At 41.6% G+C, this 19,162-nt stretch carries 19 protein-coding genes; 6 read left to right on the top strand and 13 right to left on the bottom strand.

The window, feature by feature from the left end; all coding sequences use genetic code 11:
• Positions 1-92: 92 nt before the first annotated feature.
• The 3 genes from rpmH to GMD6S_RS01915 form a co-directional block, all read right to left on the bottom strand.
• Positions 93-227: a 50S ribosomal protein L34 gene (gene rpmH, locus GMD6S_RS01925; RefSeq protein ID WP_000831905.1), complete on the bottom strand. Its 135-nt coding sequence runs from the start codon at positions 225-227 to the stop codon at positions 93-95.
• 144 nt (positions 228-371) lie between these two features.
• Positions 372-1,586 carry a pyridoxal phosphate-dependent aminotransferase gene (locus GMD6S_RS01920; RefSeq protein ID WP_000666454.1) on the bottom strand — a complete coding sequence of 405 codons (1,215 nt, stop codon included), beginning with the start codon at positions 1,584-1,586 and terminating at the stop codon, positions 372-374.
• 144 nt (positions 1,587-1,730) lie between these two features.
• On the bottom strand, positions 1,731-2,030 hold the full coding sequence (locus tag GMD6S_RS01915) for a hypothetical protein (RefSeq protein WP_000651408.1): 300 nt from the start codon (positions 2,028-2,030) through the stop codon (positions 1,731-1,733).
• A 166-nt stretch (positions 2,031-2,196) separates the two neighbouring features.
• On the opposite strand from GMD6S_RS01915, the gene GMD6S_RS01910 reads away from it, so the two are divergent.
• Positions 2,197-2,649, top strand: a complete 453-nt coding sequence (locus tag GMD6S_RS01910; RefSeq protein WP_000079162.1) for a universal stress protein — start codon at positions 2,197-2,199, stop codon at positions 2,647-2,649.
• A gap of 121 nt (positions 2,650-2,770) precedes the next feature.
• Here GMD6S_RS01910 and GMD6S_RS01905 read toward each other — a convergent pair whose 3' ends face one another.
• Positions 2,771-4,756 carry a CAP domain-containing protein gene (locus GMD6S_RS01905; RefSeq protein WP_000731516.1) on the bottom strand — a complete coding sequence of 662 codons (1,986 nt, stop codon included), beginning with the start codon at positions 4,754-4,756 and terminating at the stop codon, positions 2,771-2,773.
• A gap of 496 nt (positions 4,757-5,252) precedes the next feature.
• Positions 5,253-6,644 carry a Cof-type HAD-IIB family hydrolase gene (locus GMD6S_RS01900; RefSeq protein WP_000453118.1) on the bottom strand — a complete coding sequence of 464 codons (1,392 nt, stop codon included), beginning with the start codon at positions 6,642-6,644 and terminating at the stop codon, positions 5,253-5,255.
• 65 nt (positions 6,645-6,709) lie between these two features.
• On the opposite strand from GMD6S_RS01900, the gene GMD6S_RS01895 reads away from it, so the two are divergent.
• Complete coding sequence (locus GMD6S_RS01895; protein WP_001124799.1) at positions 6,710-7,672, top strand: asparaginase; 963 nt, start codon at positions 6,710-6,712, stop codon at positions 7,670-7,672.
• A gap of 51 nt (positions 7,673-7,723) precedes the next feature.
• Here the strand turns inward: GMD6S_RS01895 and ccpA are convergent, their stop codons facing one another.
• A complete protein-coding gene (ccpA, locus tag GMD6S_RS01890; protein ID WP_001090635.1) occupies positions 7,724-8,734 on the bottom strand; it encodes a catabolite control protein A in 1,011 nt (336 codons plus the stop codon).
• A 204-nt stretch (positions 8,735-8,938) separates the two neighbouring features.
• Between ccpA and GMD6S_RS01885 the strand changes: the two genes are divergently transcribed.
• Positions 8,939-9,256, top strand: a complete 318-nt coding sequence (locus GMD6S_RS01885) for a DUF960 domain-containing protein (RefSeq protein ID WP_000886044.1) — start codon at positions 8,939-8,941, stop codon at positions 9,254-9,256.
• Between the two features lie 50 nt (positions 9,257-9,306).
• Here GMD6S_RS01885 and GMD6S_RS01880 read toward each other — a convergent pair whose 3' ends face one another.
• The 7 genes from GMD6S_RS01880 to GMD6S_RS01850 all read right to left on the bottom strand — a co-directional run bounded on the left by GMD6S_RS01880 (position 9,307) and on the right by GMD6S_RS01850 (position 16,531).
• On the bottom strand, positions 9,307-10,590 hold the full coding sequence (locus GMD6S_RS01880; protein WP_000040986.1) for a hypothetical protein: 1,284 nt from the start codon (positions 10,588-10,590) through the stop codon (positions 9,307-9,309).
• A complete protein-coding gene (gene folK / locus GMD6S_RS01875) occupies positions 10,583-11,404 on the bottom strand; it encodes a 2-amino-4-hydroxy-6-hydroxymethyldihydropteridine diphosphokinase (RefSeq protein ID WP_000372498.1) in 822 nt (273 codons plus the stop codon). Before folK ends, GMD6S_RS01880 begins: the two co-directional genes overlap by 8 nt.
• Before the next feature lie 41 nt (positions 11,405-11,445).
• The gene (gene folE / locus GMD6S_RS01870) at positions 11,446-12,000 is read right to left on the bottom strand and encodes a GTP cyclohydrolase I FolE (RefSeq protein WP_000380931.1); all 555 of its coding nucleotides are present in this window, start codon (positions 11,998-12,000) and stop codon (positions 11,446-11,448) included.
• Complete coding sequence (locus tag GMD6S_RS01865; protein WP_001002329.1) at positions 11,981-13,303, bottom strand: bifunctional folylpolyglutamate synthase/dihydrofolate synthase; 1,323 nt, start codon at positions 13,301-13,303, stop codon at positions 11,981-11,983. The genes folE and GMD6S_RS01865 overlap by 20 nt, the downstream gene beginning before the upstream one ends.
• A gap of 1 nt (position 13,304) precedes the next feature.
• Positions 13,305-14,249: a dihydropteroate synthase gene (folP, locus tag GMD6S_RS01860; RefSeq protein ID WP_000491578.1), complete on the bottom strand. Its 945-nt coding sequence runs from the start codon at positions 14,247-14,249 to the stop codon at positions 13,305-13,307.
• A gap of 102 nt (positions 14,250-14,351) precedes the next feature.
• Entirely contained in the window at positions 14,352-15,059 is a 708-nt protein-coding gene (locus tag GMD6S_RS01855; RefSeq protein WP_000653641.1) for a CPBP family intramembrane glutamic endopeptidase, read from the bottom strand.
• Between the two features lie 53 nt (positions 15,060-15,112).
• On the bottom strand, positions 15,113-16,531 hold the full coding sequence (locus GMD6S_RS01850) for an NCS2 family permease (RefSeq protein ID WP_000359248.1): 1,419 nt from the start codon (positions 16,529-16,531) through the stop codon (positions 15,113-15,115).
• A gap of 187 nt (positions 16,532-16,718) precedes the next feature.
• On the opposite strand from GMD6S_RS01850, the gene GMD6S_RS01845 reads away from it, so the two are divergent.
• The 3 genes from GMD6S_RS01845 to GMD6S_RS01835 form a co-directional block, all read left to right on the top strand.
• Positions 16,719-17,531 carry a Cof-type HAD-IIB family hydrolase gene (locus tag GMD6S_RS01845; protein WP_000162335.1) on the top strand — a complete coding sequence of 271 codons (813 nt, stop codon included), beginning with the start codon at positions 16,719-16,721 and terminating at the stop codon, positions 17,529-17,531.
• A 282-nt stretch (positions 17,532-17,813) separates the two neighbouring features.
• Positions 17,814-18,803, top strand: a complete 990-nt coding sequence (locus GMD6S_RS01840; protein WP_000021984.1) for a PTS sugar transporter subunit IIB — start codon at positions 17,814-17,816, stop codon at positions 18,801-18,803.
• 75 nt (positions 18,804-18,878) lie between these two features.
• A partial coding sequence (locus GMD6S_RS01835) for a PTS sugar transporter subunit IIC (protein ID WP_001280316.1) occupies positions 18,879-19,162 on the top strand: 284 nt, incomplete at its 3' end.

Raw genomic sequence — 19,162 nt, 5'->3', positions numbered from 1 at the left:
TGACCGATTTCGTGGACAATGCACTCTTTGAAATCAAAAGAAAAGCCAGTAGACTCGAGTTCCTACTGACTTCTTTGTTGAATTCGTTTGGATTAAGCAGCCAAAACTTTGCGTCCTTTACGACGACGAGCTGCCAATACGCGACGACCGTTTTTAGTTGACATACGGTTACGGAATCCGTGTTTGCGCGCACGACGAAGTTTACTTGGTTGATAAGTACGTTTCACGATGAATACCTCCTCATAGATTTTGTATTCGTTTAGCCGGCTATAAAGTGATCAGTTACTAAACATACTTTACTATTCTATCTGATTCTTACCTATTTGTCAATAGCTCTAAGTAAATGTTTCCTGCTTTTCCCTATGAAAGCCTTATCTACGATACTGACTCAAGAAACGTGTCATCTTTTCTTGGATTTGCGCCAATTCGTCCACACGAGGAAGGTAAACGATACGGAAATGGTCTGGTTCCTTCCAGTTAAAACCACGACCATGAACCAAGAGAACCTTTTCCTGCTTCAAGAAATCAAGAACGAACTGTTCATCATCATCGATGCGGTACATATTGCGGTCAATTTTAGGGAAGATATAAAGACCTGCCTTCGGCTTGACCGCAGACAAACCTGGGATATCTTGAATAGCATTGTAAATGAAGTTTCTTTGCTCATAGATCCGTCCACCAGGAAGGAGCAATTCATCCACTGACTGGTGCCCACCTAGTGAAGTTTGTACGACTTGCTGGGCCAAAACGTTAGAGCAAAGACGCATATTGGACAGCATATTGAGACCTTCGATATAGCCCTTGACATGGTGCTTAGGACCAGACAAGACCATCCATCCTACACGGAAACCAGCGATACGGTGAGATTTTGACAAACCATTCATGCTGACACAGAAAACATCTGGTGCCAAGCTTGCCACAGGCGTATGCACATGCCCATCCATCACCATGCGATCATAAATTTCATCCGCAAAAATGATCAAATCGTTTTGACGGGCAATCTCAATAATCTCCAACAAGAGTTCCTTAGGATAAAGGGCTCCAGTTGGGTTGTTCGGATTGATAAGGACGATTGCCTTGGTATTGGAAGTAATTTTTGACTTAATATCGTCAATATCAGGGTACCACTCTGCAGCTTCATCACAGATATAGTGAACAGCATTTCCCCCAGCTAGGCTGACAGCGGCTGTCCAGAGAGGATAGTCTGGCATAGGCACCAAGACCTCATCGCCATTATCCAAAAGTCCTTGCATGGACATAACAATCAGCTCACTGACACCATTTCCAAGGTAGATATCATCAATGTCTACATTAGGGAATTTCTTCAGTTGGCAATACTGCATGATGGCCTTGCGGGCTGAGAAAATCCCTTTGGAGTCAGAATATCCTTCACTATCACGCGCATTCATAATCAAGTCATGAATGACCTCATCTGGCGCTGTAAAGCCAAATTCTGCTGGATTCCCTGTATTCAGACGTAAAATCTTTTCTCCGTTTGCTCGCATCCGCATAGCTTCTTCCAAAACAGGGCCACGGATATCATAAGCAACATGCTCTAACTTACTAGACTTGTTATATTCTTTCATCTTGTTTCCTCAATTCATCGAGATAGTAACATTATACCACTAGAAAGGGATTGCGACAAGTTTCCTGAAATGAGCAAGCAAAGAAAAAAACTCACAACGACTAAGTTCTCACCATCTAAACAACTAGAATACAGAAGTATTTTCTCACATACCAAAAGACATACCTAGAAAGATCAGCGCTAAAAAGGAATCATACAAAAGATTAAACATGAGAAAGAGCCCCCACGTGACCAGATAGTCCAAGCGACCACTTCTCTTTGCAATCACAAATAAAATGATGTGGTAGACTAAGTGAACGAGAAGAAAACCAACAAATCCTGGATAGAGAACGGGCACGACTCTTTCCAGCTGCCAAAGCATCACTACTTCACCTACAAGTGACGCAAGGATAATTCCATGATAAAAAAAACTTATTTTTTTAGAAGCTTGAACAAAATCTTTCATACTTTCTCATCCCCTCGCTGTCTTTCCTACTAGCTCGTTTTCTTTTATTTTAACATATCTCCACCAAATTGAATCTCCAATAATATTTATTTAAATATGATTTTTACTTTACTTCTTTAGTGAAAAGGGTTACAATAACAGTAAGAAAATTTCAGGAGGTTTCATTATGGCACAACGTTACCAAAATGTTATGGTCGCAATTGATGGTTCTAAAGAAGCGGACTTGGCTTTCGTCAAAGGTGTTTACACTGCTCTACGCAACGAATCCAAGCTCACCATTGCCCATGTTATTGACACACGCGCTCTTCAAAGCGTATCTACCTTTGATGCTGAAGTTTACGAAGAACTCCAAGTCGATGCTGAAAGTCTGATGAAGGAGTACGAAAAGCGCGCAAGAGATGCTGGTGTGACCGATATTCACATCGTCATCGAAATGGGAAATCCAAAAACCCTCCTTGCCCGTACTATTCCAGACGCAGAAAATGTTGATCTGATTCTCGTTGGTGCAACAGGGCTCAATGCCTTTGAACGCCTCTTGGTTGGCTCTTCATCTGAGTACATTCTCCGCCATGCAAAAGTCGATTTGCTGGTCGTGAGAGAAAGTGAAAAAACATTGTAATCATTAAAAAAGGGAGCCTTGAGCTCCTTTTTGTTTGTCCTGATTGGGTCACAAAAAGGCTTTAATCAATTGTTTAAAGCCTCTATCTTATTTAGAAAGTAGTCAATCTCAAAAGATTGAATTATTTGTAACTGTATGCCCAGTAGTATACACCGTTTCCATCAACTACTGCTGCTACAGCTCCTTCAGTGACATTCGGATCGAGAAGCAAGTCTCTCAAACCACTGTTTGCCCATTTCTTAACGACAACAGCAGCATCTTCATCACGACGTCCTACAAAGCCTGTGCTATCGTATTGACGTGAAATTTCATTTACTTTTGGAAGTGCTTGATTTTGATAAATGTCTTCAGACCAAGTCAATTCTTTCAATCCTTGAGCTTTACGCTCTTCATTGATTTTAGCGAAAGCTTCTTTCGCTTTTGAAACATAGTCATAATTTGTATCGTTTGTTGCTTCAACACGGTAAACAAACTTCACATAACCAAATTCTACATCACTGTATTTCTTGTCTTCGACACCACTCTTGAGATTTGCAATCAAGACATAGTCCTTAGCGTATGGGTTTTCTTTCGTCTTCTCAAAGATTTCTGGATCTTCGATTTCCCACTCAACTTTAGCATCCCAACCAGAGTTATCAAGGAACTTAGGATTCATTTTTTCGATGACATAGTTTTTGAACTCTTCAACATTCTTGAATGGCAATGCTTGACCTGCTTTAGCAGTCGTTACCAAGTTAGTTGAGTAAAGTTTCACACTTGAGTTCTTGTCACTGTACATGTACTCGTCATCAGCAGTGTTTTCGTGAAGTTTTGGATCACGAGCTGGATCGTTTGGATCAGTCATCCCTTGAAGTTTCCATTTTCCTCCAAGCCACTTCCAGTATGCTGAGTAACCTGTACGCTCTGAGTTAGATGGTACATAGTAGTAATGTACACTACCGTCGAAGTAGTAGTTTTTATCATTCTTGAGGACTGCATCACCTGGTTTACCTGGTGGGTAAACCAATTTTGGAGTTTGTCCATTTGGTGCCCAAGCCAAGTGTTCCAATCCTTCAGCTGGTTTTTCAACATAATCAGGGATTTGGTTTTCACTTGGTTCATCAGTCGTTACTAAACCTGGCGTTGTTGGGATAGCTGGAGTTGCTGGTGTTGCTGGTTTTGGTTCTACTGGCGTTTCTGTTGATGGCTTGAATGGATCAAATTCACTATCAGCACCATTAATTGGTGGATTTTCTGGTAGGTCAACACTTGGAGTTGCTGGTTGTGCTGGTTGTGCTGGTTGTGGCTCAGTTGGTGTTGTCGGCTCTTCAGGTTTATCACTAGGTGCTGGTGTTGGAGTCTCTGGTTCTGCTGGTGTTGGAGCAGGAACTTCAGGTTGACTTGGTTGTGCTGGCTCAACCGGAGTTGTTGGTTGTTCTGGTTTTGGTTCAGCAGGTGTTGCCGGTTGTGCTAGTGTTGTATCAGCAGAATCTTTCACCAATACCCACTTACCATTTTGGTAGTAGTAATAATCACCATTGTCCAATACATAGTAATGGTACCCATTTTCGTAACGATAGTGAGGATCGTTTTCCAAGTTGTTAGTAGATGAGTTGTTATTACTATTGTTTGTCAAAGGTTTCCACTGACCGTTACGATAAATACGGAAGCTACCATCGTTCATACGGTAGTAGTGATTGCCATTCCAGTAAATATAGTTTTCATCGCTAGCAAGGTTGTTGTAATTATTCCAATAGTTATAACCATAGTAGTTGCTACTGTTGCCATAGCCATAGTAGTTATTCCAATTATTGTAACCGTAGTTGTAACTTGGGTAATAGCTACCATATCCATAGTTATAGCTTGGGTAGTAGCTATTGTAGCCATAGTTATAGCTTGGGTAATAACTATTGTAGCTGTAACTTCTTACAGTATAGTTTGATGTACGGCTACGATTTGCAGTAGTACGGTTAGAAGTACGATTGCTTGAACGACGGCTAGTTCTTGTATAGTAGCTATTATTTCCATTCCAATTGTAAGCAGCGTGAGCTTCACTTGGTGCAAAAGTTGGAAGCATTGTTACAGCTGTTAAAACAGAAGCTGTCAAATAGGTATATTTTTTCTTCATTTCAACCTCTTAATTCTTTAATTTTTAAACTTGAAAATTAAAATAATAAAAATTTGGAAAGCAATTGTGCACAATTTTATAACTAAACCTCAAAGCTAGAGTGAACTCCTCACATCAACTTGTTAACAGGCCTGAAATAAACAAGTTGACTTTCTGCCTTAAAAAAGAGCATATTGTAGTAGCATGAGGATTTTATATTTATTCGCTTTCTGAATTTATTCTAACACATAAACTTTCAAATATCAAATAATTTGACTTGTCTTTTTTTGATGTTTTTTAAAAGAAAAGCTAGATATATCAGTAATATATCTAGCTTTTTAACTATTCTTTGTAAGAAATATAATTTCCTGTTGCTTTATTTTCACTATCTTTTCATTTTTTTCTTTTCTTTTTCTAGTATAAATATGCTAATAATAATTAGTGATATATATAAAATTGTTCGGTTTTTCAGCTCAAAAAATCCCCGAATTTTTCATCCAGGGAAAAGAATTTTCTCTTATTTTTTATTTTTTCTTTCTTTATGTCGCTCATAAGCTTTAAACTGACGTTGTAGTTCCTGTCGAATGGCAGGTTCTGGAGCATATTTTTCTTCCCAGTCTTCTGGTTTTAAAATCTTGTGTGTAACTGGATCAAAATGAGCTTTCCCATCAGGGAAAACCTTCCCCATATTTGCTTCATGGACAATATCAAAAATGCGTTCTGGGTCTACTCCCATCAAAACAAAACTACCGTATGTAAAATACAGTGTGTCAATCAAAGCATCCACTTGACCGACCAAATTTTGCTTAGCAGGTGTCTTTTTCGCCACTTTCTCTGCCGCCTTATCAAGTGCCTCACGCATGCTTGCAAGGGAGTCTTGGAATTCTTCCTCCGAAGAACTTGCTGCGCGAACAAACTCTACTAATTCTTCAATTTTAAAATCTGCGCGGTGGGTTGCACCTTCAGCATCCCATGCCTGTGGCTCTTCTTGAGTTCGTTCATCCATCATGTGGTGGAAGGTCTTGACCTTATTAAAGTGGTAGTCTCGACTGACAAACACTTTTTCTGAAGCCAAAACACCAAAGTGCTCGAGCGCCTTGTGGATACCATCTTGTTGATTACTTGCCGTAATATGCTTAGCAACTTCTTTAACACTGCTACTGCCATTCCCCATAGCAACCGACATACCAACACCCGCCAACATTTCCAGATCGTTGTCTGAATCACCAAAGGCCATGACTTGGTTGAGATCAAAGCCATATTCTTTCCCGACTCGGCGAATGCCTTCTAATTTGGAATTTCCTTGGTTGATGATATCTGCTGCAAAAGGATTGCTTCGAGTTAATTTCAAGTCGTCAAAATCACTTGCTGCCTTCTCAGATTCTTCTGGCGTCATCAGCATCAAAACTTGATAAATGGGTTGATTAATCAAGTTAAGCAGGTCGTCTTCCTTTTGAGGAACTGCCTTGCTAACCATTCGATTAAAGGAACGGCTAACGGTTCTTGTCAGAACAGTCGGAATAAAACGACTAACCAGTTGGGAAAAGGAGCCGAGACCAAATGACATAATTTTCGAACCAACAACGGCGTGCTCGGTTCCAAGAGCGATTTCTTTACGCTCCTTTTTAGCGTAAGCAATCAGTTGACGCAGGCTTGACTTAGCAATCGGACTCGCAAAGAGCACCTTTTCTTTATTAAAAATGTATTGGCCATTGTAGGTCACCGCAAAGTCTAGGTCCAAGTCTTCCATCAATTCCTTGACAAAAAACGGCCCTCGTCCTGTCGCTACTCCAACAAGCACTCCTTGCTCTTTGACAATCTTAATCGCGTCCTTAGTGGATTTCAAAACACTCTTGCGATCGTTGACTAGCGTTCCATCGATATCAAAAAAAACAGCCTTGACTTCCATCCTGTCCCATTCTCCCCTTTTGTGTTACAATGATTATACCACATTTCAGAAAGAGTGACTAAATCATGCCTAAGAAAATCCTTGTTTTACATACAGGTGGGACTATTTCCATGCAAGCAGATGCCACTGGTGCCGTTGTAACTAGCCAGGACAATCCCATGAACCATGTTTCCAATCCGCTTGAAGGGATTGAGGTTCATGCCCTAGACTTTTTTAATCTGCCAAGCCCTCATATCAAACCCAAGCATATGCTTGCACTCTATCATAAGATTAAAGAGGAAGCTGATAACTACGATGGAGTTGTCATCACACATGGTACAGATACCTTAGAAGAAACAGCCTACTTCCTTGATACCATGAAAATCCCGCCCATCCCCATCGTTCTAACCGGGGCCATGCGTAGTTCAAACGAACTTGGTAGCGACGGTGTTTATAACTATCTGAGCGCTTTACGAGTTGCCAGCGATGATAAAGCAGCCGACAAGGGTGTGCTGGTCGTCATGAACGACGAGATTCATGCAGCAAAGTATGTTACCAAAACTCATACGACCAACGTCAGCACCTTTCAAACCCCAACACATGGACCACTTGGCCTCATCATGAAGCAAGAAATCCTCTACTTTAAAACGGCTGAACCTCGTGTCCGCTTTGATCTTGAGCATATTCAAGGTCTAGTTCCCATCATCTCAGCCTATGCCGGTATGACAGACGAGCTGATCGATATGTTAGACTTGGAACAGCTGGATGGCTTAGTCATTCAGGCTTTTGGAGCAGGCAATGTTCCCAAAGAAACAGCTCAAAAGTTGGAAAATCTCCTCCAAAAAGGAATCCCAGTCGCCTTGGTCTCACGTTGTTTTAATGGCATTGCTGAACCTGTTTATGCCTACCAAGGTGGGGGGGTTCAATTGCAAGAGTCTGGCGTTCTCTTTGTCAAAGAACTCAACGCTCAAAAAGCTCGCCTCAAATTATTAATTGCCCTTAATGCTGGATTAAAAGGACAAGCCTTAAAAGACTATATGGAAGGCTAATCCTCTTCTCTAGAAAGCAAATCAGGAAATCTCACGATTTCCTGATTTTTTCTATTTACGTTTTCGTGTAGAGCGGCGTTCTGTCAAACCATGAGGTAAGAGAACTTCACGTTCTTCCAATTCTTCCTTATGCATAATCTTAGTCAACATACGCATGCTGATAGCACCTAAGTCATAAAGAGGTTGGGCAATAGTAGTCAAGTTTGGACGAGTGAATCGTGCAATCTGAGAGTCATCTGTCGTAATGATTTCAAACTCTTCTGGTACAGACACACCGTGGTCAGCCAAACCATTTAGGACACCTGCTGCCAATTCATCGCCTGTTACAACTGCGGCTGTAGCTTGTGATGAAATCAAGCGTTCTGCCAAGGCATAACCATCATCATAGCTGTATTTTGATTCAAAGACCAATCCCTCGCTATAAGAATGTCCAGCTTTTTTCAAGGCTTCCTTGTAACCAATCAAACGAACCTTGCCATTGATATCATCGACGAGTGGTCCACTCACAAAAGCAATTTTCTCGTTTTCTTTGAGAAGGTAGCTCACGGCATCAATCGTTGCTTGTTTGTAGTCAATATTCACACTTGGAAGTTGGTGTTCTACATCCACAGTACCGGCAAGAACAACCGGTGTCCGTGAACGAGAGAATTCTGAACGAATCTTTTCAGTCAAGTGATAGCCCATAAAGATAATCCCATCGACTTGTTTTGAAAAGAGAGTGTTAACCACTGAAACTTCCTTTTCATCATCCTCATCACTATTTGCTAGGACAATGTTATACTTGTACATTTCAGCAATGTCGTCAATCCCCTTAGCAAGTGTTGAGAAATAACCATTGGTAATGTTAGGAATCACAACTCCGACTGTCGTTGTTTTCTTGCTAGCCAAACCACGTGCTACCGCATTTGGACGATAGTCCAAGCGATCAATCACTTCTAGGACTTTTTTTCGAGTGTTCTCTTTAACATTCTTGTTGCCATTAACGACACGGCTAACTGTTGCCATTGAAACTCCTGCTTCACGGGCGACGTCATAAATCGTTACTGTATCATCTGTGTTCATTCCGTTTCCTTTCTATAATGAAAATTTCGCTTTCACGCATCTACTTACTCCATTTTATCACTTATTGTAAACACTTTCAAGTATTTTTTAGAGAAACTTTGAAAAAATTTCACAGTTTATTCCCATTTTGAAAAAGCAATTACGATTTCTTGATTTTTAAGACATTTTGCTGTATGATAAGGAAAATAAAAGGGGGATGAAAACATGGCTTTTACAAATACACAGAGACGTTCCGCTAGTTTTGGTGTCGTGACCAGCCTACCTGACGATGTCATTGACTCTTTATGGTATATTATCGATCATTTCCTAAAAAATGTCTTTGAATTAGAAGAAGAGCTTGAGTTTCAACTGCTCAACAATAAGGGGACCATCACCTTCCATTTTTCTAGCCAGCACCTTCCGACTAGCATCGATTTTGATTTCAATCATCCTTTCGATCCGCTTTACCCTCCTAGGGTCCTTATTTTAGACTTGGACGGCAGAGAAACCATCCTCCTTCCAGAAGAAAATGACCTATTTTAAAAACTCTAGCTTCTTGGCACAAACTGCTGAGGAACTAGAGTTTTCTTTTTCTAATAAATAGAGCGACTGACAACTAGACCATTTGGTTTTGTATACTCTAAGTCAAGGTAATCCTGATAAGTCCCTGGCACAATGAAACCTTGGGGACTCAATATATCAGTCCCAGCTTTTCCCACGATAGAGTCTGCCAGCAAAACACAATTGGTACTGAGAACAAAGTAGGTCTTAAACTCGGATGAACTGAATTTATAGAGGGTCGCATCTGCTTCTTGTTTCAGTTGGTAGGAGTAGGTATGCTTTACCTCGCCCTCTCTTCTTTTCATCAACTGTGAACTTGGTTCCCAAGGAATTAACAGGTCTTCTATCTCCTCTAGACGAGCTTGGATGGCTGCTTTCTGTTGGTCCGTCAAACTCAGACCATAAGCAAACAAGGTCTTCTGACTTTCCCTCTTACAGAGCTCGATGTATTTTTCCCGATTGGCCTTAAACAAAACACCATCTCCAACCATGCCGAACAAACGCTCCGAGTGGGGATCATACGAACCATAGGAAATAACCTTCCCTTGATAACAAATATCCACATGTCCCATAGCGAGGAAGAAGGATGTTTCTGAGGTATGAATAAAAATTTCTAGATCAACTACCTGATCGTTTTTTCTTTCTGAATGAACTTCCCCTTCTTGACTTTCATGATTTGACAGCCACTCATTCAATTTGCGCAAGGTGCTGATAGGGATCAAAGCCGTCACAAAGATCGGCAAAGTCATTCGCATTCGTCGTTTTAGCTTGGGATTGTTTTCTATCCTTTCAAAAAAGAAACCGTCCCGGAGGCTACTGGCTCCTAGCATGAGCAAGTAAAACCCAAGCAAGAGCAATTCAAAATTCGCTGCATCGTGAAAAGGAGAGATGCTATAAAGACCGAATCCTATCATCCATACAGCATCGAAGAGATGATGGAGCCGAGGATGAATGGCATTTTTTTGATAGAGAGACCAAGTCACAAGGCTAATGATGCCCGTAAACAGCTGATAGCTCGCAATGATAAAAACCAGGAGATAGAGGGCGAGGTCTTGCAAGATGATAGAGTCAAATACAAGAGCCGCAACCACCAGCTTGCCCAAGGTTACAAAGATATTTTCCCGACGTTTTTTATCCTGAAACCAGCGAGTCAACAAGTGCCAAACTGCTGACAAGGAAAAATAGCCCATCAGCAACTGGTACCCCATTCGCGGAATAACTTGTCCAAAACGAATCAAGAGAAGCCCTAAAACAATAGCAAGTAGTCCCTCCCCGATACTCTTCCACTTGCTATAGGTCTCGGAAAGCTTAGACATTTCCTTGCTCCAACTGGTCAACCAAGTATCGAATTGGTTGTTTTAAGATTGGATGGATAAAATGGGGAGCTATTTCCGCTAACGGTTCAAGGACAAAGAGGCGCTCTGCTATATAAGGATGAGGCAAGATGAGGTCGTCTGTATAAATGACCTGATCCTCCACAAAAAGCAGGTCCAAATCAATCAAACGCGGTCCCCAATGCACCTCTCGAACCCGTCCCATCTCGGACTCAATTGCTAACAAGGTCTCTAATAAGACTGATGCTGGAAGCCAGGTTTCTACTTCAATCACCTGATTGGCAAAGCTATCTTGTTCCACACCACCCCAAGGCTCCGTCGCCAAGACACTGGACTCTTTGAGAATATGGATACCTCGAGTCCGCAGTTTATCAATAGCTTGTTCCAAGTTCGCTTTCTTGTCTCCCATATTACTTCCTAGAGCGATAAAGGCCCGCTGCTTACGACGGTGAATGGTCACCGAGCAGGTATCTAACGGTAAATGCACTGGCGCCCACGGTTTTTTTAGTTCCAACTCAATCTCTTGGACAAGAGGATAGCTCTCAAAGGTACGTTCAACGAGTTTGTAGGCTACCGTCTCAATCAAGTCCTCAGCACTTTCCTGAAACCAGGTCGTCCACTGCTGACACAATTCTCCGTAATGGACAGAAGCTGTCAAATCCAAGTCTGTCGCCGCCTTGGTCATATCATAAGATAAGCTTGCGGAAATAACAAACTTCTGCCCCAATTCCTTCTCACTAGGGAAAAGACCATGATAGGCAAAAATTTCCAAATCTTTAATCTGCAGTTGATCCATAACTAGTCCTTTCTAGAAAAATCCGCTTAAAGCGGATTCTTTTATAGTCCCATTAAACGATAAGCCTGGTCTCGGAGGTCTTTATCTGTTTCAAATAGACCACGAGCTACTGTCGTCAAGGTTGCCGTGCCTGGCTTTCTAACACCACGCATACTCATACACATATGTTCCGCCTCAATGACAACAAAGGCTCCCTTAGCCCCCAGATAGTCCATCAAGGCATCGGCCACTTCGATATTTAACCGCTCTTGAATTTGTGGTTTTTTCGAATAAACTTCAACCGTACGGGCTAGCTTAGACAGGCCTGCCACACGACCATCTGGAATGTAGGCAATGTGCGCTCTCCCATAAAAAGGCAGAAAGTGGTGCTCACACATAGTGTGGAAAAAGATATCCTTTTCTACCACCATATTATCATCAATAATCTCAAAGGATTTTGACAAGTGTTCCTCAGCAGTTTGGCCAAGACCTGAAAAAATCTCTTGGTACATACGGGCTACACGAGCAGGTGTTTCCTGCAAGCCCTCGCGGTTAGCGTCCTCACCAACAGCCTCGATAATCATTTTTACAGCCGTTTCAATCTTTTGTGTATCCATTCTCGTTCTTCCTCTCCATCAGATAGGCTCTCACTTGGCTCAAGAAATACAAGGAACCTGTGATAATCCTAACTGTTTGTTTCTCTTCATTTTTATCTGTCAATTTCTGCTCTAGAAAATCCTGCCAACTTTGGTAATTGAGATTTCTAGACTTGGCTGTCTCTTTCAGCACGCTTTCATCCGTCGCCCGACTATCGTCAAAATGGGTTAAAGTCAATTGACTACCTGGCACCGTTTCTAGCAAATCCAGCATATCCTCCAAAGCCTTGGTTTTAATACACGTAAAGAGGATTTCCTTATGATAATCCGCAAAGCGTTCTTGCAAGTTTGCTAATAAAGCCTTGATAGCATGAGGATTGTGGGCCCCATCCAAAAGCAACAATGGGTCGCTAGACATGACCTCCAAACGCCCTGCCCATCTGGTCTCTTTCAAAGCTTGAGCAATTAAGTCATTACTTGCCAACTCCCGCCCATCTTCTTGACAAAAAGTATCAAGTAAAGCTATGGCCATCCCCGCATTCTCTATCTGGTGTAAACCAAGCAGGCCTGTCTGGAAGCGACCTTGTCTGACAGCACTTGTATAGTCAAAGACCTCACCTGTCACTACACTTTCTTGATAACAAACCTGATAATCTGTCCCATAGGCAAGTCTCGGTGCATGTTTCCCTTCCGCAATGCGGTCGATAACGGCCAAGACTTCTGGAGCTATACGACCTGTCACTAAAGGAACACCTTGCTTAATGATTCCAGCCTTCTGTTCTGCTATGGCTTCCAAGGTGTCACCAAGTAGGGCTACATGGTCCAAACCAATGGTCGTAATCCCTGTCAAAATTGGCTGACAAACATTAGTACTATCCAAAAGACCACCCATGCCGACTTCCATGATAGCCACATCTACTTGCTCTAAGGCAAAGTAATCATAAGCTAGAGCTGTGATAATCTCAAACTCGGTTGTTCCCTGCAAATTGTCAGCCGATTCTCCCTCAAGCAACGACTGATAGTCTGCCATGAGGGCTTCTAGCCTAGCCTCGGGGATAGATTCCCCATTGATGCTAATCTGATCTGTATAATGAATGAGATAGGGCGAGCTGAACACCCCTACTCTCAGGCCTAGCTTTTCCAGCATCTCTTTCAAAAAAGCAATGGTCGAACCTTTACCATTTGTTCCGCCGATATGGATAACCTTGAGTTTGAGATGGGGATTGCCACGTAAAGCTAGGAGTTCTACCATTCGCTCCAAACCAAAATGTGGTTGGTCCGTCCGGTAGTGGGCAATCCACTGATTGTTTTCAATTTCGTTCATCTTACTTATATTGTTTTAAATCTAGATTTTCTGCATCATCTGCCAAACGAATGGCTGACGCAATTTCAACTGCCATCCTGTGACTGGCAACATCGTGCACGCGCACCACTTCCACACCCTGTCTCGCAGCGATACTGGTTACATGAGCCGAAGCGGTGTCCCGATTTCGGAAACCGACTTCCGTCTCAGGATTGACTTCAAAGCCATTCTCCTCAAGGATATTGATAACAAACCGCTTGCGCGAAACACCAAGAAAGATTGGATAGCCCTGCTGATGCAATTTATCAAGGTCCCGTAGAAGAAGTAGATTTTCCTTCTTGGTGAGACCAAAACCAATTCCCGGATCCAGCAAAATGTTTTCTCTTGCTATCCCAGCTTGATTGGCTCTCGCTAGTGCTCGTTCAAAGAAAGCCTCCATCAAGTCTTCGATTGGCATTTTTTCAAAGTCAGCTAACTCTTCCTCTGTAAAAGCTTGCCCAAAACCAAAATGAGGAAATATGAGCGAACTAGGGTGCTGAGGTCGAGCCATGACTGGATTAAACATGATGACTACTTTCGCACCAGCCTTAGCAACCACATCCGCCATTTTCTCATCTCCCATGAGACCCGTAATGTCATTTACCAGATTGGCACCAGCAGCCAAAGCAGCCTCTGCCACCTGACTTTTCCAAGTATCGATGGAAATGAGAACATCACTTTCCTCACAGATAGCTTTAATCACTGGAACAACACGCTGGATTTCCTCTTCTATCTCAACATAGCTACTGCCCGGCCGAGTCGATTCTCCACCGATATCAAGCATGCTAGCTCCTTCAGCTATCAATTTACGGGCTTGCTGAAGCGCCTGGTCAACAGCAAAAAACTGACCACCATCCGAAAAGGAATCTGGTGTTACATTGATAATTCCACAAATAGCTGTTTTTGCCTGACTAGCTTTACTGAACATAAGGTCACTCCTCAAGGTTTTTCACCACATTATTTCTCTATTTTACCATAAAAAGAAAAAGATGGATACGCTAGTATTCATCTTTTCCAAGCGGCTAATGGTTTAGAATGATAGACCTAGATTTCTACTAATCAATACCAATAAGGCCAACAAACAAAATGCAATACCATTGAGAATCATATGAAGCAAAATGGACATCTCCAAACGCTCAGTCTTATAGGCTGTCCAAGTCAAAACCGTTGACATTCCTCCATAAATAATCACAGAAGGTAGATTGGTTGGCATATGAAGCAAGGCAAAGACGATTGCACCAACAATAAAACCTAGTTTTTCTTTTCCGCGGAAGATCTTTTTTGGAATAATCCCACGACACAAAATTTCTTCACAAATCGGCGCAATCAAGACTAGTAGGAAGAAAGTTGAAATCAAGGAACTATTCTGAACCAAACCATTCAGTATTGATTGGTTACTGGTTGTTACCTCATTTGTTAGTCGAAGCAGTAGTGAACCCAAGAGATTTGTCGCAAAAATCACCAGATAACTCAGTACCAAGCGAGCCAAGTCTTTTGCCTTAAAAAAGGATAGATTAAAAGTAGCAAGTTGTGTTTTTCGTGCACCAATAATGAATACAATCAAAACGACTATGGATAGAGCACCTACTAAGAGCCCTGACTGTAAAATCGGAAACTGTTTGTTTGCTAAAAACAAAGCAAGTCCTATGGGAAATTGAGATAGAACAAAAGCTACCAAAAGGATGATCACCCATTTCCCTCTGTTTAAAACCTCTTGCCAAATCGTCTTATCTTTCATGATGTACCTCCTTATAAGAAAAAGGGGAGACTCCCCTTTTTCTATTATACCATTTATAGCGCCATACTGATATAGTTAAGGATAAACAAGGCATCCAAAATCCAAATCATCACGTGCACATCCTTGGCTTGACCTTTGACAACTTTTGTCAAGGTATATGTCAAGAAACCAACAGCAATCCCTTGTGTGATAGAGTAGCTGAATCCCATAAAGATAGATGTGAAGAAGGCAGGAACCGCTTCAGCCATATCATCCCAAGGGATATTTTTCAAGTTAGAAAGCATCATGATTCCGACGATGATCAAAATTGGTGCTGTTGCAGCTGTCGGAACAATCGCTAGAAGTGGGCTAAAGAAGCTAGATAGAGCAAAACAGATCGCAACCACTAGGGCTGTCAAACCAGTACGTCCACCAGCACCGATACCAGCCGCAGATTCAACATAGGTCGTAACGTTTGAAGTACCTGCAATGGCACCTACCGAAGTTGCCACCAAGTCAGAGTATAGAGCCTTGTCCAATTTAACTGACTCATGGTTTTCCCCACTTGTCGCAACGATACCAACTTTTTCACCAGTACCGATAAGAGTACCGATTGTATCAAAAATATCCGTTAGTGAGAAGGCAAGAATAGCCATCAAGGTTTCTGGTAAACGTGAAGTGTTTGAAATCAAAGATCCTAAACCTTCTGAACCCAGAGCAGCACCAAACAAAGTTCCTAGATCATTAACCGCTGATGAAAGGTTGTTGCTAGCAAAGTCAATCGCTGACAAATTCACAACTTTAACGGCAATGGCAAGGACAGTCGTTGTTAAAATAGAAAGAATAATTCCACCTTTGATGCCTTTAACTACAAAGAAAATGGTAATAGCCAGACCTGCAAGAGCCACCAATACTGCTGGAGTATTGAAGTCTACCAATCCTGGAACGGCCGCTGAGTTTGCAGTAAGTGCAGCTTGAGCCTTGTCCGCTCCTTCACCTGCTACCGTATAAGTACCTGGATCGATTGAGAATTTCAAGAGACCGGCATTCTTAATCCCAACATAGGCAAGGAAAACACCAATACCAGCCGAAATAGCTGAACGAAGTGTTGTTGGAATAGATTCGATGATCATTTTACGAACATTTGTTAAGGTAATAATCAGTGAAATAATTCCACAAATGAAGACCATACCAAGAGCCTCTTTCCAAGTATAGCCCATCCCAAATACAACTGTAAATGTAAAGAAGGCATTTAGTCCCATACCTGGTGCTTGTGCGTACGGCAAATTAGCATAGAAAGCCATCATCAAAGTACCTACTACAGAACCGATAATCGTTGCCAAGAACACACCTTGAACAGGCATACCCGTTTGGGAAAGCATTTGAGGGTTTACAAAGAGAATATAACTCATTGCAAAGAATGTTGTTAAACCAGCAAGCACCTCTGTACGGACATCTGTCCCGTGCTCTTTTAGTTTAAATAGTTTGTCCACCTTTAATCTCCTTTTGTTTTTTACGAACAATATTAGTATTATATCATTTATCATTCACCTTTTCAATATGTTTGTTTGATTTATTTAATAAATCAAAGCAACTGTAGTTTTTGTTCTTATCTGCTTTTCTTCCTTCTTTTTGATATAATAGTAGACATCTTATCTGGAAACGACTAGGAAGGTTTATATGACTAAAAAAATTATCGCAGTCGATTTGGACGGAACCCTGCTAAATAATGAAAGCAAGCTCTCCGATTTCACCAAAGAGACGATCAAAAAAATTTCAGAAAAAGGACACCATGTCATCATCACGACAGGCCGTCCGTATCGTATGGCAAAAGACTTCTATCGTGAGCTAGAATTGCATACTCCCATGATTAACTTTAATGGTTCCCTTACCCATCTACCAGGAAAGGCTTGGGAGCATGAAAAGTGCTTGACCTTGGACAAAAAATACCTCCTAGACATGGTCAAGCGCACGGAGGACATCCAGGCTGACTTTATTGCAGGAGAATATCGAAAAAAGTTCTATATCACGACTCCGAATGAAGAGATTGCGGATCCTAAACTATTTGGCGTAGAGAACTTCCGGCCGGAAAATCAATTCAAACCCGAACGAGTAACCAAAGATCCCAACTGCATCCTCTTGCAAACAAGGGCTGAAGACAAATACGCTTTAGCAGATGAAATGAATCGTTTTTATCAGCACCAACTAGCTATCAATACCTGGGGTGGTCCCCTCAACATCCTCGAGTGTACTCCCAAAGGTGTAAACAAGGCATTTGCTCTAGAGTACTTGCTCAATGTGATGAATCGTGATAAAAAAGACTTAATCGCCTTTGGTGATGAGCATAATGACACTGAAATGTTGGCATTTGCAGGCAAGGGATATGCTATGAAAAACGCCAATCCTGCTCTTCTTCCATATGCAGACGAACAACTTCCTCTGACCAACGAAGAAGATGGAGTTGCCCACGCTTTACAAAATTTATTCCTATAAAAGGGAAGATTGCATGGTCGCAATCTTTCCTTTTTGTTTTCATTCTGTTTTCACAAAAGCACCTCGTTTTCTGTATTTTTATATTAAATTTTCTATCGCCATTTTCACTTACCTCTCAAAACTATTGATATATTAATATTTTTAAAAAGTCATTTTATGAAAACTTTTACATCTTTTTAGAAAAAGTAGTTGATTTTTATATGAAAACGGTTTATACTTAAAGTTAGGCTTAAAGTTTTCTTAAACATACAGTCAAACATTTTATAAGGAGGAATGACAATAATGAGTATCGGAATCATTATTGCGAGCCACGGCGAATTTGCTGCGGGTATTCATCAGTCAGGATCTATGATCTTTGGTGAACAAGAAAAGGTTCAAGTTGTAACCTTTATGCCAAATGAAGGTCCAGATGACCTTTACGCTAAATTCAACAACGCTGTGGCTGCATTTGACGCAGAAGATGAGGTTCTAGTATTGGCTGACCTTTGGAGTGGATCTCCATTCAACCAAGCTAGCCGCGTAATGGGAGAAAATCCAGAACGTAAGTTTGCCATCATCACAGGACTGAACTTGCCGATGTTGATCCAAGCCTACACAGAGCGCCTTATGGACGCGAATGCAGGTGTGGATAAAGTCGCTGCGAATATCATTAAAGAAGCCAAAGATGGCATCAAGGCTCTTCCAGAAGAGCTTAACCCAGTTGAGGAAGTTGCAACTGCTGCAGCTGCTCCAGTTTCACAAGCTGCTATTCCAGAAGGAACAGTTATCGGTGACGGTAAACTGAAAATCAACCTTGCTCGTCTAGACACTCGTCTCCTTCACGGTCAGGTTGCCACTGCTTGGACTCCAGATTCAAAAGCAGATCGTATCATCGTTGCTTCAGACAACGTTGCAAACGACGAGTTGCGTAAAGAATTGATCAAACAAGCAGCTCCTAATGGAGTAAAAGCCAACGTTGTCCCAATCCAGAAATTGATCGACGTTGCAAAAGACCCACGTTTCGGAGAAACTCATGCCCTTATCTTGTTTGAAACTCCACAAGATGCACTTCGTGCTATCGAAGGTGGCGTGCCAATCAAGACCCTTAACGTTGGTTCTATGGCTCACTCAACAGGTAAAACAATGATTAACAACGTTTTGTCTATGGACAAAGAAGACGTTGCAACCTTTGAAAAATTGCGTGACCTCGGTGTTGAATTTGACGTACGTAAAGTACCAAACGACACGAAAAAAGATTTGTTTGACTTGATTAAGAAAGCAAATGTTCAATAATGTTAATCTGTTTCTATCATTTTTGAAAACAGGATTAAATACTTTATTAAAACTAAATAGAAAAGGAATAAAACCATGTCAGATATTTCAATCATTTCTGCTATCTTGGTTGTAGTTGTTGCCTTCCTTGCAGGTCTTGAAGGTATCCTCGACCAATTCCAATTCCATCAACCAATCGTCGCATGTACCCTTATCGGACTTGCAACTGGTAACCTCGAAGCAGGTGTTATGCTTGGTGGATCTCTTCAAATGATCGCCCTTGGTTGGGCAAACATCGGAGCTGCCGTAGCTCCTGACGCTGCTCTTGCATCTGTTGCTGCAGCAATCATCTTGATCAAAGGTGGTAACTTTACTACTGA

Source organism: Streptococcus sp. GMD6S (assembly GCF_000297015.1).
The sequence above is the reverse complement of the archived record's forward strand: the minus strand, read 5'-3'. Positions and strand labels throughout refer to the sequence as shown.

What these genes read in the sequence shown, in the direction of transcription:
- GMD6S_RS01920 (WP_000666454.1), bottom strand. Translation starts at nt 1,586, where the DNA reads ATGAAAGAATATAACAAGTCTAGTAAGTTAGAGCATGTTGCTTATGAT.
- GMD6S_RS01915 (WP_000651408.1), bottom strand. Translation starts at nt 2,030, where the DNA reads ATGAAAGATTTTGTTCAAGCTTCTAAAAAAATAAGTTTTTTTTATCAT.
- GMD6S_RS01910 (WP_000079162.1), top strand. Translation starts at nt 2,197, where the DNA reads ATGGCACAACGTTACCAAAATGTTATGGTCGCAATTGATGGTTCTAAA.
- GMD6S_RS01905 (WP_000731516.1), bottom strand. Translation starts at nt 4,756, where the DNA reads ATGAAGAAAAAATATACCTATTTGACAGCTTCTGTTTTAACAGCTGTA.
- GMD6S_RS01900 (WP_000453118.1), bottom strand. Translation starts at nt 6,644, where the DNA reads ATGGAAGTCAAGGCTGTTTTTTTTGATATCGATGGAACGCTAGTCAAC.
- GMD6S_RS01895 (WP_001124799.1), top strand. Translation starts at nt 6,710, where the DNA reads ATGCCTAAGAAAATCCTTGTTTTACATACAGGTGGGACTATTTCCATG.
- ccpA (WP_001090635.1), bottom strand. Translation starts at nt 8,734, where the DNA reads ATGAACACAGATGATACAGTAACGATTTATGACGTCGCCCGTGAAGCA.
- GMD6S_RS01885 (WP_000886044.1), top strand. Translation starts at nt 8,939, where the DNA reads ATGGCTTTTACAAATACACAGAGACGTTCCGCTAGTTTTGGTGTCGTG.
- GMD6S_RS01880 (WP_000040986.1), bottom strand. Translation starts at nt 10,590, where the DNA reads ATGTCTAAGCTTTCCGAGACCTATAGCAAGTGGAAGAGTATCGGGGAG.
- folK (WP_000372498.1), bottom strand. Translation starts at nt 11,404, where the DNA reads ATGGATCAACTGCAGATTAAAGATTTGGAAATTTTTGCCTATCATGGT.
- folE (WP_000380931.1), bottom strand. Translation starts at nt 12,000, where the DNA reads ATGGATACACAAAAGATTGAAACGGCTGTAAAAATGATTATCGAGGCT.
- GMD6S_RS01865 (WP_001002329.1), bottom strand. Translation starts at nt 13,303, where the DNA reads ATGAACGAAATTGAAAACAATCAGTGGATTGCCCACTACCGGACGGAC.
- folP (WP_000491578.1), bottom strand. Translation starts at nt 14,249, where the DNA reads ATGTTCAGTAAAGCTAGTCAGGCAAAAACAGCTATTTGTGGAATTATC.
- GMD6S_RS01855 (WP_000653641.1), bottom strand. Translation starts at nt 15,059, where the DNA reads ATGAAAGATAAGACGATTTGGCAAGAGGTTTTAAACAGAGGGAAATGG.
- GMD6S_RS01845 (WP_000162335.1), top strand. Translation starts at nt 16,719, where the DNA reads ATGACTAAAAAAATTATCGCAGTCGATTTGGACGGAACCCTGCTAAAT.
- GMD6S_RS01840 (WP_000021984.1), top strand. Translation starts at nt 17,814, where the DNA reads ATGAGTATCGGAATCATTATTGCGAGCCACGGCGAATTTGCTGCGGGT.